The sequence below is a fragment of the Paenibacillus sp. FSL L8-0644 genome, assembly GCF_038008165.1.
Lineage (GTDB): Bacteria > Bacillota > Bacilli > Paenibacillales > Paenibacillaceae > Paenibacillus > Paenibacillus polymyxa_D.
Genome location: NZ_JBBOYN010000001.1, coordinates 4120018 through 4134796 on the forward strand (window position 1 = coordinate 4120018; position 14779 = coordinate 4134796).

The following is a 14779-nucleotide window of genomic DNA, read 5'->3' on the forward strand; positions in this document are numbered from 1 at the left end:
GTTCAGCCCCCTCAGCGAGGTATGTTTGATACATCTTATGAGGACGGGCTTCAACTTATGTTGTCCCGCTCGGGAATAAGTACCTAAAAATCAAAAAAAAACCGGCGCTAACGCACCGGATTTGTTTTGTATTTATAATATTTATGTAGTGACCCTAAATTTTGTGAAGCCGTATTATAGGAATTTAAAAAGACAAACCAAAAACACTTAAATAAGATTATTACTTATTTAAGTGTCTAGTATTACAAATGAATACTACTACAGCTCCTACCTTAGAACCAATAGAAAATCACTTAGGAAGCGTGGAAGCAATTTACCAGCCATAACTTCCGGTTTTCCTCATCCACCCATACCAAAAAACTTCTTAAAACGTGTCATCACGCTTTTCTTCTGGTCTAGCTGCATGAGGGGCACTGTATCGCCCAAAATCCGTCTCGCAATGTTACGGTAAGCAATCGCGGCCTGTGAATCTGGATTCATAACGGTGGGCTCCCCTGTATTAGCTGCTTTAATTACCATTTCATCATCCGGCACAATCCCAATAAGGTCTATGCTAAGCACTTGTAAAATCCCATCAATATCCAACATATCTCCGGATTTAACCATGCTATTGCGAATGCGGTTAACCACCAACTTGGGTGATATCACATGTGAGCTTTCCAGTAAACCAATTACCCGGTCTGCATCGCGTACGGCTGCATTTTCCGGAGTAGTCACAACAATAGCCTGATCCGCCCCAGCAATGGCATTTTTAAAGCCTTGTTCAATACCCGCAGGGCAATCGATCAATATATATTCAAAATCCTTTTTAAGCTCCAAAATAATATCCTTAACCTGCTCCGGCGTAACAGCACTCTTGTCCTTGGTTTGAGCGGCTGGCAGCATATACAGCTCCTCAAAACGCTTGTCCTTAACCAGTGCCTGATTTAAACGGCAACGACCTTCCGCTACATCAACAAGGTCGTAAATAATTCGGTTTTCTAGACCCATCACAACGTCTAGATTACGCAAACCGATATCCGTATCCACCAAACATACCTTTTTGCCGAGCAGTGCAAGCGCTGTTCCTATATTGGCTGACGTCGTCGTTTTGCCGACGCCGCCTTTTCCTGAAGTGACGACGATAGCCTCTCCCATGTGCTACACCCCTTTGAACACGTTAAAATCGCGGCCCAGACGCACAATATTGCTCATTTTATCTATTTGCATAGCGCCATCCTTGAGATACGCAAATTCCATACCGGATTCACGTGTCTCCCATTCGTCTGGTGGACGGCTGATCATTTCGGAAATTCGCAACTGTGTCGGTGCAAAATAGGAAGCCGCTATAATCGCTTCACTATTTCCCTCCATCCCTGCATGCGCCATGCCTCGCAGAGCGCCGAGGACATAAATATCACCAGTACATGTTATAATTCCACCCGGGTTTACATCTCCCAAAAAGAGTAGGTTCCCATTGTGATGAAGCACTTGACCAGATCGGATAATCCCTGTCACCGTATGAATAGGGGGCTTTCCCTGCACTTCCACAGGCAGTCCAGGTGATTCTACAGACCTGATGAGCAGATTCCCCTTTTGCTTCAAAATCTCCAGAATACTTTCCTTCTGTTCCTCTGTCACTTCTCGGCTTCCCAGCTTAATATCCACATGAATGATCGGGCCTGTTAAAATATTTTGATGACTGTGCTCCAGCTTAAAACGCAGCTCACCCAGCAAATTCTCAAACTCGCATTGATCGTCCAGCAGGAATACCAGGCCATCTTTGATGCCTTTAATCGTGACATGATTCGATTTCACTGCCATTAGCCTGTCCCTCCTATCTCAATCATTTCGTCCCCGGGACGTCAAATCCCTGCTAACCCGGACAAAATGTGTGTAAAAAGACCTAGACAGCCTCTTCCTTTTTCACACGGGTACCCAAACGCTGCAACTGCTTGCGAACTGGGACATAAATGATGAGGGCGAACAGAAAATGGATAAATAAATCAGGAATTATATACTGAGCAAGTGCCCAATTGAAAGTCTGATGATTCAGCTGGAACAGCTGGTCAATGGCAAAAAGCATAGAATCCAAGAGGAAACTACCAATCAACACGGCTGCCATCATAATGGGCATCTGCGCACGTCGAGCTGTAAAAACAAGCCCCAATAAGTATGCAGACAACCCCATTGCAAAAGAATAAGGCCCAATGATAAACCCATAGAACACTACATCATGAATAAGTCCAAAAACAATACCTAGCACCAATGCTGTATGGCGGCTGTAATACACAGACACAAACAAGATCACGACATACACAAAATTCGGAACCATTCTTGAATGCCAACTATCCGGAAGAAGCCATGGAAGAATCGTCCCTTCAGCTATAAACAGTACAAACAGCAGCAGTATTAGAACCTGACCGCGCATCTTCATTATTCCGGTACCTCAGGAGTGTAGAGGATGAGCAGTTCTTTCCAATCCACAAAGCTAGCTGCCGGTTTAATAATCGCTGTCCGTGTTTTGCCAAACTCCCCAACCTGAATCTTCTCTACCGTTCCAACCATTAGGTTTTTGCGGAATTTACCACCTGCGCCAGATGTAATAATCTGATCACCCTTTGCGATTGGATCTTTTTCCTCAATGCGAGTCATTTGAAATCTGTTCGTACCCGGATCATAGCTTTCAATCATACCAAACGATTGATTTTCCTTGCCCAAGACTGTCGCTGCAATAGCATAAGAATTCGGATTTTTAGGATCCAATGTAGTCAATAGGGTAACGGTGGACGTAAAATTCCCCGTTTGACTAATGACTCCGACAAATCCTTCAAGCGAACTGACTTCCTGACCAACCTTCGCTCCGTCCTTCTCACCAATATCGATCACAAGCGTTTTGGAATCATTGCTGACGCTGTTCACTTGAGCAACACGATAATCATAATTATTTTTCGCCTTTTGCGTTTGGGTGAACTTCAGTTCATTCTGCAGTCTGGCATTTGTTTCAACATAATTATGGGTCTGAATTTGGTCACGAGTCAGCTTTGCCACAGCAATTTTTAACCGTTCATTTTCTTCGTAGATACTGCGCATATTCCCGATATCTTCAAAGAAGCCCGCTATTGCAGAAGCGGGCCTGTAAAAGATACCTTGCACAAAGCCAATCGAATCTCTGGCGAACTTCTCGGGCCAGGTTAAGGAATTCCTCTGTCCAAGTGTAATCCCCATAAGGGCAATAAACAGAACGATTCCTATCAATAGAACAAATAGTCTTTTATTGCCAAACAGCTTAAACAGTTCCTACACCCCCGATTCAACGTTTGGAACGGACGGCAGAACTGCTGCGCGATTTGAACAAATGAATATTTTCCAACGCTCTGCCTGTACCGATTGCCACACAATCTAGAGGATTTTCTGCTACGATCACCGGCATTCCGGTTTCACCTGCCAACAGCTTGTCCAGGTTACGTAGAAGTGCTCCACCGCCAGTAAGTACAATACCTCTATCCATGATATCCGCTGCCAATTCGGGAGGGCATTTTTCCAGTGTTACTTTAACCGCATCCACGATTGCATTGACTGTATCCGATAATGCTTCACTAATTTCATCAGAAGTAATCGTGATCGTCTTCGGCAAACCTGTTACCAGATCACGTCCGCGGATTTCCGAGGTTTCCACTTGCTCTAATGGCATAGCTGAACCCACTTCCATTTTCAGTTGCTCTGAAGTCCGTTCACCAATCATCAGATTGTATTGGCGCTTCACGTATTGGATGATGGACTCGTCCATTTCATCGCCAGCGACACGCACGGAGCGGCTTGTTACAATCCCACCCAGGGAAATGACTGCCACCTCGGTTGTACCTCCACCGATATCGACAACCATACTGCCTGTAGGCTCCCATACAGGAAGATCAGCGCCAATTGCTGCTGCAAACGGCTCCTCTATCGTATATGCCTCTCTTGCGCCTGCTTGCTTCGTCGCATCTTCAACAGCACGCTGCTCCACCGCAGTAATGCCCGAAGGCACACAAACCATCACGTTCGGATGGCGTGGAAACAAAGAGCGTTGGGCTTGCGCCTGACGGATAAAATATTTGATCATCGTTGCTGTCGTATCAAAATCAGCAATGACACCGTCCTTCATCGGACGAATCGCACGGATATTTCCCGGTGTGCGACCGATCATTTTTTTCGCAGATTCACCAACAGCCTCAATGGTTTTTGTATCTGTACGCAAAGCGACTACAGATGGTTCACGAACCACAATTCCTTTACCTCTTACGTATACAAGCGTGTTTGCCGTCCCCAAATCTATTCCCAAATCTTTTGTAAAGCCACCCAGCATGATGTAATCTCCTTTTCTCTTCCCTGAAATCTGTTATCCAATGTATAAGCGGTTTATTCAGGCCGGATTATCCGGTCGTGTTTAAATGTTTGATTTAAATATTATATTATATCAGACCTTGTTCCTTCAAACTTACAAAGGTCCCGTCCCCGATCACTATATGATCAAGCACGTCGATACCCACGATGTTGCCCGCTTCCATCAGGCGGCGAGTCAACTGGACATCTTCCGGGCTTGGCTTCGGATCACCGCTCGGATGGTTATGAGCGCAAATTATTGAAGCACTGCTGCATTTGATTGCTGCCCGAAATACTTCACGTGGATGCACGATGGCAGAATTCAGGCTACCCATAGATAGTGTTTCCTGAGCAATGACATGATTTTTAGTGTTAAGGAACAAGCATACAAAATGCTCTTTCTGCAAATAACGAAGCTGCTCAAACAACAGATCTGCCACATCCCGCGGGCAACTAATCACCGGGGTCTCCAAATGGCGAGACAAAGCTAATCGACGCCCCAGTTCGATACCCGCTTTTAGCTGTATCGCTTTAGCATCCCCAATGCCCTTAATCTGGGTCAACTCGTTCAAGCTCATATCCACCAGTTGACGCAAATTTCCTGCCTGCTGCAAAATACGCTGCGCTAAATGCACCGAAGACTCATTTTGCGTTCCTGTACGCAGCAATATTGCCAGCAACTCCGCGTTGCTTAAGGCATCCGCCCCATATGTCATCATGCGCTCTCTTGGTCGTTCTTCATGGGGGAGGTCGCGAAGCATCAGTATTGGCGACTCCAGCATATGTTTATCCCCTTTATGGACGCAACACATTCACTCCAAAATCGGACAGCATGTCCGAAAGCAAGGAAAGCGGCAATCCTACGACGTTAAAATAACAACCCTGAATAGATTCCACCAGCGTAGCACCCATGCCTTGAATGCCATACGCTCCTGCCTTGTCAGACGGTTCACCAGTATTCACGTATGCCACAATTTGCTCTTGACTCAGAGGCTTCATTGTAACCTCCGTTTGGCGATGTCTGACAAGCACTTCGCCGGTTCCGGTATGTATGCAGGCTACCCCGGTGTACACCCGGTGTGTCCTTCCCTGCAATGCAGTCAGCATGCGAACTGCGTCCGCATGGTCGGCTGGCTTGCCCAATACCGAACCATCCAGCACGACAATGGTATCACTGCCAATCACCAGTCCGGCTTCCTTCGACTGAGTGACGGTGTTCACGACCGCTTGGGCTTTGCGTGCCGCAAGGGTCTCCACGATTTGCTGAGGCGTCCAGCTCTCAGGCGTGCTCTCATCCGCATGACTTGGCACCACCTCAAAGGGGAGTCTCAAAAATGCGAGCAATTCCTTCCTTCTTGGTGAAGTCGATGCCAAAATAATGCGGGGCGTAATTTTCCCGTCCATAAGGGAAGCTCCTTTTCATCAGTTAGAGCCTGCGGTACAGCCAGAACGCGGCAATGATGCCGATCAGACTAAGCAGGCTCAATTCAAAATTTATTGTTATGTTGTAGCTGATAATATCCAGGTCCGCTCTCGGCGACCAAGATATCCTAGTGGGGTGGGTCAGAAAAGAAAGGAATTTGATCGATTGAAGGGCTTTGGCAATCCATGCACCCAAGAGCCAACCGAGCAATAAAAACAGTATAAGCATTCCTACATTTTTTTTCATCCTGATCTTCCCTCGCCATTTTTTGACACCTTCATTATTATACGGTGATTTGTACTGCAATACAAACAGAAATCCGGCATGGGGAACTATTTCCAGTTCCTTGCCGGAAAATATGGTTAGCCTATTGTTTTATGAATTGGATAAATTCCCTCTCACGCAAAACATATTCCATCATGGAGGACTGAATCTCCCAAATGTGTTCCTTGGCTGTATTCTTATTATATTCCCCAAGTGCAGAGATCGCGCTGTTCATCGCCTTTTCAAGTGAGGTTGCGGAGGCAACCGCTTCCTTCGGAAGACCACTGGGAAGTACAGTGATATTTTGTGTCCACTGCTGATGCAGGTCGTTCAGCTCCTTCATGTCGGAGGCTGGTACCGTATTCGGACCTCCTTCTCCGAGCAAGTTTGAGGAAAGTCCGCTCAACTTACCCACCAATGAGCTACTTAACTGAAAAAAGCTAGTGAGTTTATCACCTTCGCCTCCGTAAGCCGCTTTTTCAAAACCAGGCAATTCAAGCTCACGAACATACAATTCGACTCCTTGTGTTTTCAACTGATTGCTGAGCAACTTGGCTTGCTCCCTATCCGGTGATATTCCTGCATATACCCGGTTTTGGTTCTCGGTATCCCCTCCTGCTGCAATACCTGCCTTTAACAGTTCTTCTTTTGCTTGTAAGGCCCGTTCTGGGGTGCTGAAAACCCCATATTGCAACAAATAGTAGGTTTGAGGTGGTACCTGAGCCTTTATGACAGTGGCAGGGACAGAGTTCTCTTTTGCAGATATTGCATCCGCACCAACAGATTCTTTAAAGACCGGTACAGCCTCCTCTACTGAAGGATCTGATCCCGGAACCATGCCTCCTCCGTTAAACAGTAACAACATAATATATCCAAACATGCCTCCGGTCATCAGTGCGCTGGCTACAGAGCCAACCAGTTTCCATCTAGAAGGGTGGGGCGGACGTCTTCTGTACTCTTGGCCAGAATGATAAGCTTCCTCATCCTCTTCCAGGCTATCCGGTAGAACTTCCGCATCTGACCAGGAAGCCGCCGAACGACCAAAGGGATCTTCCCATCCCTCTTGTACTCTTAATGTCGGAGCAAAACGCCGACTTGAAATGCGTTTATTCCGATCCTCAGGTTCTTTGATCTTTGATTCTTGCGTAGTTGCAGTATTTTTCTCCATTCCTCTGTTCCGTTCCGTTCCTTTATGCGGGTTATCAGTTTCACGCTGTTCGTTCGTAATCGACTCGTTTTTGTACGGAAGCACCTGTAGCTTATCCTCCCGGCTTGTCTCCGGCAACTGTTGGTCGAACCGGAATGTCATCTTGGTCTTGTTCATGGATGCACTCCCTCCTTGTCCCATACTTCCTCATAGTCTGTTGTATGAGTCAAGCTAAGAATATATGCCCCAGCATTACAAAAAAGGGTATCCCGAAACACAGTCGTGTTCGGAATACCCTTGAATAATTGTAATTCATTGGCGCAACAGCTCATTTTTATACGGTTTACACTTGCTGTCCGCGAAGATGGCGCGCTAACGCGTCACCTGCTTTCCAGATATCTCCTGCTCCCATCGTCAGCACAAGATCACCCGGCTGTAATCGATCTTTCAACTCCTCGATCACAGCTTCTTTGGTCGGCAAATAGATTGCATTAGCATTGCTGTTTTGGACGATTAAATCCACGAGCTTGGAAGAATGCACGCCCTCAATCTGTTTTTCTCCCGCTGGTGAATAAATATCGGTAATGATGACTTCACTAGCCTCGCTAAACGCGCGGCTGAACGCATCGAGCAGGAAAAAGGTGCGGCTATAGCGTTGCGGCTGGAATACAGCAATAATACGCTTGCCAGTCGCTCTTGCTGCGCTAATCGTAGCCTCAATCTCTGTTGGGTGATGCGCATAGTCATCAATAATCAGTATGTCATTGCTTTCACCTAGTACTTGAAACCGACGCTTCGCTCCGTGAAATTCCACAATTGTAGCAGCGATTTGATCGAATGGAATCCCTGCTTCTAAACATGAAATTACAGTCGCCATCGCATTATACATGTTATGTTTACCCGGCACTGATAGTTCGATTGTTCCGAGTGCTGTTCCCTTACGGCTCATAGTGAAGCTTAATCGACGGTCACCTAATTGGATATCTGTCGCCATATAATCCGCTTCATGCTCCACTCCATAAGTAATGACCCGAGTCTGGAGTTGAGGCAGCATTTCCCGGATGTTCTGATCATCTGCGCACACAATAGCCGCTCCATCCGGTCGAATTTGACTCAAAAACTGTACATAAGCACTTTTCAGACGATTAAAGTCGCCATCGTAATTTTCCAAATGATCTGCTTCAATATTGGTTACGATGCCTTGCCAAGGATGATATTGCAGGAAAGAACCATCACTCTCATCCGCCTCAGCAACGACAAACTCGCTTTTACCTGCTTTGGCATTCGTCCCCAAATTCGTGATTTCGCCGCCAATAATATACGTTGGATCAACGTTACATCTCTCCATAACCAGAGCGATCATGGAAGAGGTTGTCGTTTTACCGTGCGCACCCGCAACAGCTATTCCCTTACGTTCGTTAAGCAAGCGAGCCAGCATCTGCGAACGGTGCAGAGTTGGAATATTCAATTCCTCCGCTGCCACCCGCTCCACATTGTCACGTGACAATGCTGTTGAATAGACGACGATATCCGCGCCTGCAATATGCTCAGGCGTGTGTCCAATATATATTTTTGCGCCTTTTGCCGCCAGTTTTTCTGTCAGCTCCTGTGATGCCACATCTGAGCCAGTCACGGTATAACCCATCTCCAGCATGACTCGAGCAATCGCGCTCATCCCGTAGCCGCCGATACCGATAAAATGAACATGTTCCGAAGTAATCAACAAATTTCACCAACCTTTTTCCGAATCGGTTTGATACATAAGGGTAGCCCGTACATCCGCAATAAGGTACAGCGTGCCGGACACCACCCCCAGATCTTCCGCTTCCGTATGTGATTGAAACAGGCCAAGAGCCTTTTTCCAGTCACCTTCTACAATTATTTTTAAATCCGTTTTGGCATAAGACGGCCGCAGCTTCTCCACGAGATGAGCCAATTCAGCGGCATTCATTTTGCGCCGAAAATCGGGCTCGGTCAGGATAAGCGTATCCACTAGTGGCAGTATATGCTGCAAGTATGCTTCATGATGCTTGTTTGACAGCATCCCCATCATTAAAACCAATTTTTTGTACGAATACACTTGAGGAAGACTCTTGGCCAGCGTCTGTGCTCCTTCTGGATTATGAGCCCCGTCAAGAACAATTCTCGGTGATGTACTGACTTGTTCGAGACGCCCTGCCCAGGCAGTTTGCCTAAAGCCCTCCAGCAGTTCTGCATCATCCAACACAAAAGCCATATACTGACGTAGGACCTCAAGTGCCATCATAGCTCCTGCCGCATTAGAACATTGGTGCTCGCCTAACAACGTGATGTCAATTTCCATATGTCGGAAGGGCCCCGCGAATGAAAAGGTTTGAGCTGTTTCATCTCCGTTTAGCCGTTCATACGTAAATTGTTCTCCTGCCAGGTACAAGGTAGCTCCTTGCTTTGTCGCCGTTTCACGTATGACCTGAATAGCCTCGGGTTGGGAAACACAACTGACGACAGGTACACCCGGTTTGATGATACCGGCTTTTTCCCTTGCAATCTGTTCGAGCGTATCTCCCAAAATATCCGTATGGTCATAGCCGACATTTGTAATAACCGAGAGGATTGGATTCACGATATTAGTTACATCCATCCTTCCCCCAAGACCTGTCTCCCATACCACAACATCTGGGAAAGATACCGTAGCATAGTATAAAATAGCCAACGCTGTCGATACCTCAAACATTGTAGGTGATCCCAATTCACTATCTGCGATTTCTTTCACCAACGGATACAAGCGATTGGCAAGCAAAACCAGCGTTTCATCGGGAATATCGGTCCCATTGAATTGAAAGCGGTTCGTAAATCGGGTGATGTACGGAGACGTAAAAGTCCCGACATCGTACCCACATTTAAGTAGCACAGAGGTCAGAAAGGCACAAGTCGAGCCTTTACCGTTGGTTCCCGCAATATGCACAAATTTCAGATGTCGTTGCGGATCACCCAATTTACTCATTAGTTGTTCAATTCGTTCCAGTCCAGGTCTGATACCAAACGGAATCAAGCCGTTAATCCATTCCACTGCCTCATCATAGCTTTGTAAAGGAGCCGTATCTCCGCCCCTGATCGTATCTGACATCCTCTTCACCTTCAGGTCATTTTATTGTGAGTGAAATTATCCCTTGAGTTCTTCAATACGTGCGATAACTTTAGCGCGCTTATCTGAGTAATCGGCTTGCTTGGCCTTCTCTTCCTCGATGACTTTAGCTGGTGCCTTCGCCACAAAGCCTTGGTTAGATAACTTTTTCTCCACGCGCTCCACTTCACTGTTCAAATGCTGAAGTTCTTTTTCCAGTCTGCTAATTTCCTGGGCAATATCAAGCAGTCCGGCCAGCGGCAGGTACAACTCTGCGCCGCTAACTATAGATGTCATCGCTTTATCTGGAACGGTGAACTCTAATCCCGCGTCGAATTCAGACGTATTACAGAATCTACGCACATATTCCCCATTGCGGTTAATGATATCGAGAACGGCTTGATCGCCGGGTTTTATGAGCAACTCAATTTTTTTACTCATCGGCACATTGACTTCAGCACGGATATTGCGCACAGCGCGAATTACGTCGATCAGCAAATTCATTTCTGCAACTGCATCCTTATCCTCAAAAGCCGGATCATAAACAGGCCAAGCGGCCAGTGTAATCGTTTCTCCCTCATGTGGAAGATGCTGCCATATTTCCTCAGAGATAAACGGCATGAACGGATGAATCATGCGCAGCGTCCGGTCCAATACATATGCAAGTACGGACTGCGTTTTCTTTTTCGCATCTGCGTTGTCGCCATATAGGGAAAGCTTCGCAAACTCAATGTACCAGTCGCACAAATCATCCCAAATAAAGTTATACAGAAGGCGGCCTGTCTCGCCAAATTCATAAGCATCTATTAGACGCGTGATGTCGCGTGAAGTTTCGTTTAGACGATGCAGAATCCAACGATCAGCGGTGCTCAGGTCACCAGTAATGTCTATATCTGCCGAAGTGACGCCTTCCAGATTCATCAGCGCAAAGCGTGACGCATTCCAGATTTTATTGGCAAAGTTGCGGGCCTGCTCCACCCGCTCCCAGCGGAAACGAAGGTCTTGCCCAGGCGTGCTACTGGTGGAAATCATATAACGCATGGCATCGGTACCATATTGGTCAATCACGTCGAGCGGATCAACACCGTTGCCGAGGGATTTGGACATTTTTCTACCGTCCGCATCACGAACCAACCCGTGCATAAGTACGTCCTTGAACGGAATCTCTTCCGTAAACTCGAGTGCTGTAAAAATCATACGCGATACCCAGAAATAAATAATGTCATAGCCTGTAACCAAGACATTAGTCGGATAGTAGCGTTTGAGGTCCTCTGTCTGCTCAGGCCAGCCCAGTGTCGAAAACGGCCACAAAGCCGAGCTGAACCAAGTATCCAGCACATCCTCATCCTGTTTTAGCTTTCTGCCAGCATACTCAGGCAAAGTTGTAGGGTCCTCCGCCGATACAATCACTTCTCCGGTATCCTCATCGTACCAAGCCGGAATACGGTGTCCCCACCATAATTGACGGGAAATACACCAGTCACGCACATTTTCAATCCAATGCAGATAAGTACGTTCAAAGCGATCCGGTACAAAGTTTACCCCGTTGCCAGCCTTCTGCACTTCAATGGCTTTAGCTGCCAGAGGCTTCATTTCCACAAACCATTGTGTGGACAGATAAGGTTCTACAACTACACCTGTACGCTCGCTGTGGCCTACTTGATGTACGTGCTCTTCAATACGAATCAGTACGCCCTGCTCTTTCAGATCAGCGACGATTTGCTTACGGCAATCGCTACGATCAAGGCCCTGATATTTGCCTGCTTCGGCATTCATCGTTCCCGTTTCGTCCATCACTGTAATTTGTGGCAGCTGGTGACGTTGTCCCATTTCAAAGTCATTCGGGTCGTGAGCCGGTGTAATTTTAACCGCGCCGCTACCGAAATCTTTATCAACATAATCATCCGCAATGACCGGAATTTCCCGTCCGATGATTGGGAGCACAAGCGTTTTGCCGATCATTTGCTTGTAGCGTTCATCTTCCGGGTGTACAGCTACAGCTGTATCGCCCAGCATCGTTTCAGGACGTGTAGTGGCTACCGTAATAAATCCGCTACCGTCTTTCAGTGGATATTGCAGGTGATACAGATTTCCGTTCACCTCTTTGTATTCCACCTCAATGTCCGATAATGCAGTACGTGCAGCAGGGTCCCAGTTTATGATGCGTTTACCGCGATAAATCAGACCCTTCTTGTACAGTTTAACGAATACCTCGCGTACCGCTTGGGACAGTCCCTCATCCAGCGTAAAACGCTCACGAGAATAATCGAGAGAAAAGCCCATCTTTTCCCATTGGTTATGGATATTATCTAGGTAAAGATCCTTCCACTCCCACACTTTCTCCAAAAACTTCTCGCGGCCCAAATCATAACGTGTCAGGCCTTCTTCACGCAGCTTTTGCTCTACCTTTGTTTGGGTAGCAATACCCGCATGGTCTGCCCCTGGCAGCCACAAGGCATCATAGCCCTGCATCCGCTTGGCGCGAATAATAATATCCTGCAAAGTAAAGTCAAGAGCATGTCCAATATGCAACATACCTGTAACATTCGGTGGTGGAATAACGATTGTAAAAGGCTCTGCCTCTGGATGTTGCCCAGCGCGGAAATAGCCCTTCTCCATCCACGTTTTGTACCATTTTTGTTCTGCTGATTTTGGATCGTACGTTGTTGGCATTTCCAAGGTTGTCTTGTTGTCTTGTTCTGACATATCAGGATACCTCCATGATTTTTCAATTGGCAAATAAAAAAAGCCCTTCATCCTCAAAGGACGAAAGGCTGTTCTCTCGCGGTACCACCTTTGTTTCACCCCTAGTGTATGTATCCACTGATCCATTACACATGGTGTGACACTTTATGCAGATAACGGTTGCGGACCGGCCTTATTCTACCGTGAACCTCTTATCTTCCGTAGGAATTAAATGAGGAACCGTTCAAACAGGCGACTCCCGGGTGACTTCGGCCAGTAGCTTCCTGCGGAACCTCACAGCGCTGCAATTCCACTCTCTGAAGGGCTTGCTGCCTACTCTTCCCGATCTCAGTCTTTCAATAACTATACCACATCATACATTTCCCATTGACTATAGTCAACACCCGCTGTGCATTTTTCAGCAACCGGATCAAGGGATGTACAATACCTGTCCTTCTTCCACATGATGCTCCGCCAATCTGTTATACAGTTGAAGCTCACGCGTGCTGAGCTGATAACGGTCAGCTATGGTTTCCAGTGTATCCTCGCGCTGTACTATGCATAACCGCACCTTACGAAAAGGTGTTTCATCTTGTGTATGAAAAAAAAGGTTCTTCCACTTGGCATTCTCCCGCTCTTCTTCGGCTTTCTGATCCTGCGGCTCCTGCTCCAATTGCTGCTGGTATTCCGCTTCTTTCACCGAACGGCTGGATTGGAGCAATGATGAGTAGACAACCGGGTCTGGCTCGTCTGCCTCTTCATCCTTTTTACTGTTAAGCGCCACACGCATCTCTGGCTTATCCTCAGTAAAAGTGTCATGGGCCTCGTGATTCACCTGTTCTGACGCTTCAGGCCTGAAGTCGAAGCTATCTACTTGACTCGCTTCCAACTGTGGCTCCAGATAGACCTCGGACTCCGTAGCAGGATGCGGTTCAGACAGCAAAGGGTCATAATTTACATTAGGAGATGCGGAAGATACTTTGGACTCATTTCCCCCTGCCCATGCTTCCTTTTGCTGAAATCCCCACACTTCCGGAGACCCATGCTCATGTTTGACCTCGGGAGAGTTATCTTCAACTGCTTTGCCCGTCCAAGGCTCATAGAATCGGTTAGGATCTACTGCTGGCTCATAAGCTTGCTGTTCCGACGATGATTGCTGTTCCCCTTGGTCCTCAGACAGCTGTTCCCAGGAAATGGACTCCTGTTGTACTGGCACACTGTAGGAGGTTTCAGGATCTGTAACGTAATCAGAGGTCGAGTCATTGGTAGAATAGGCCTCTGCCTGACGATACTCTTCATCGGCGGAAAGGGATTGAACCGGATGCTCAGGTGCATGCACTACGGTAAATTCTTCATCCAACCAGACCGCCGTCTCTTCCGCGTGCGAGCTTTCCACACCATGCAAAGAAAGAACGCCTGTAATGTTTAGACTACGTAAAGAAAGCAGGTCCACATCAAAATTTTCAATCTCGACAGAGATATCTTCCAATCTCCCTACGCGGTTTAGCGGAATGGTAATTTCCACAGGGATCAAATGATGAAGCTCGCTCGTGAACTGTTCAGGTGTGCGGTACACGCCCTCCAGCAGCAAATGCCCTCGCAAAGCGGCATGGTCGCCGTGGGTTACAACCTGAATGCGTGGCAGAAGCTCGATTTCCTCCAACTCAGCAATCCCGGCAGCTTCCTCCGTCAAATGAATGCGTTCATAAATATCAAAACGCAAGCCTTGCGGCTGATCATTCTGTTGTTTGTTCAAGGATGGCATCCTCCTTTGGGCAGTCTCCGCACATCCTCTGACTTCTGGTCAGGCGCA

13 protein-coding genes are annotated in these 14779 nt (G+C 47.1%); all 13 read right to left on the reverse strand.

From position 1 onward, the window contains the following. Positions 1-339: 339 nt before the first annotated feature. The 13 genes from minD to NSS94_RS18740 all read right to left on the reverse strand — a co-directional run bounded on the left by minD (position 340) and on the right by NSS94_RS18740 (position 14722). Positions 340-1137 carry a septum site-determining protein MinD gene (minD, locus tag NSS94_RS18680; protein ID WP_013311596.1) on the reverse strand — a complete coding sequence of 266 codons (798 nt, stop codon included), beginning with the start codon at positions 1135-1137 and terminating at the stop codon, positions 340-342. 3 nt (positions 1138-1140) lie between these two features. Beyond that, positions 1141-1803: a septum site-determining protein MinC gene (locus NSS94_RS18685; RefSeq protein WP_029518422.1), complete on the reverse strand. Its 663-nt coding sequence runs from the start codon at positions 1801-1803 to the stop codon at positions 1141-1143. Positions 1804-1885: 82 nt separating this feature from the next. Beyond that, the gene (mreD, locus tag NSS94_RS18690) at positions 1886-2416 is read right to left on the reverse strand and encodes a rod shape-determining protein MreD (RefSeq protein ID WP_029518421.1); all 531 of its coding nucleotides are present in this window, start codon (positions 2414-2416) and stop codon (positions 1886-1888) included. After that, positions 2416-3237 carry a rod shape-determining protein MreC gene (mreC, locus tag NSS94_RS18695; protein ID WP_029518420.1) on the reverse strand — a complete coding sequence of 274 codons (822 nt, stop codon included), beginning with the start codon at positions 3235-3237 and terminating at the stop codon, positions 2416-2418. The genes mreD and mreC overlap by 1 nt, the downstream gene beginning before the upstream one ends. Positions 3238-3292: 55 nt before the next feature. Further along, positions 3293-4327 (reverse strand): rod shape-determining protein, encoded by a 1035-nt coding sequence (locus NSS94_RS18700; protein ID WP_013311600.1) that lies wholly within the window; start codon positions 4325-4327, stop codon positions 3293-3295. A 106-nt stretch (positions 4328-4433) separates the two neighbouring features. After that, positions 4434-5126 (reverse strand): RadC family protein, encoded by a 693-nt coding sequence (gene radC, locus NSS94_RS18705; protein WP_103050169.1) that lies wholly within the window; start codon positions 5124-5126, stop codon positions 4434-4436. Between the two features lie 13 nt (positions 5127-5139). Next, positions 5140-5748 carry a Maf family protein gene (locus NSS94_RS18710; RefSeq protein WP_039272577.1) on the reverse strand — a complete coding sequence of 203 codons (609 nt, stop codon included), beginning with the start codon at positions 5746-5748 and terminating at the stop codon, positions 5140-5142. A 22-nt stretch (positions 5749-5770) separates the two neighbouring features. Next, the gene (locus NSS94_RS18715; protein WP_023989955.1) at positions 5771-6013 is read right to left on the reverse strand and encodes a DUF4321 domain-containing protein; all 243 of its coding nucleotides are present in this window, start codon (positions 6011-6013) and stop codon (positions 5771-5773) included. 121 nt (positions 6014-6134) lie between these two features. Further along, the gene (locus NSS94_RS18720; RefSeq protein WP_341039881.1) at positions 6135-7355 is read right to left on the reverse strand and encodes an SPOR domain-containing protein; all 1221 of its coding nucleotides are present in this window, start codon (positions 7353-7355) and stop codon (positions 6135-6137) included. Between the two features lie 166 nt (positions 7356-7521). Next, positions 7522-8901, reverse strand: a complete 1380-nt coding sequence (murC, locus tag NSS94_RS18725; protein ID WP_013311605.1) for a UDP-N-acetylmuramate--L-alanine ligase — start codon at positions 8899-8901, stop codon at positions 7522-7524. Positions 8902-8907: 6 nt separating this feature from the next. After that, positions 8908-10284, reverse strand: a complete 1377-nt coding sequence (locus NSS94_RS18730) for a bifunctional folylpolyglutamate synthase/dihydrofolate synthase (RefSeq protein WP_029518417.1) — start codon at positions 10282-10284, stop codon at positions 8908-8910. A 36-nt stretch (positions 10285-10320) separates the two neighbouring features. After that, positions 10321-12987, reverse strand: a complete 2667-nt coding sequence (locus NSS94_RS18735) for a valine--tRNA ligase (protein ID WP_029518416.1) — start codon at positions 12985-12987, stop codon at positions 10321-10323. Positions 12988-13396: 409 nt separating this feature from the next. Then, a complete protein-coding gene (locus tag NSS94_RS18740; protein ID WP_069011265.1) occupies positions 13397-14722 on the reverse strand; it encodes a LysM peptidoglycan-binding domain-containing protein in 1326 nt (441 codons plus the stop codon). Positions 14723-14779 lie beyond the last annotated feature (57 nt).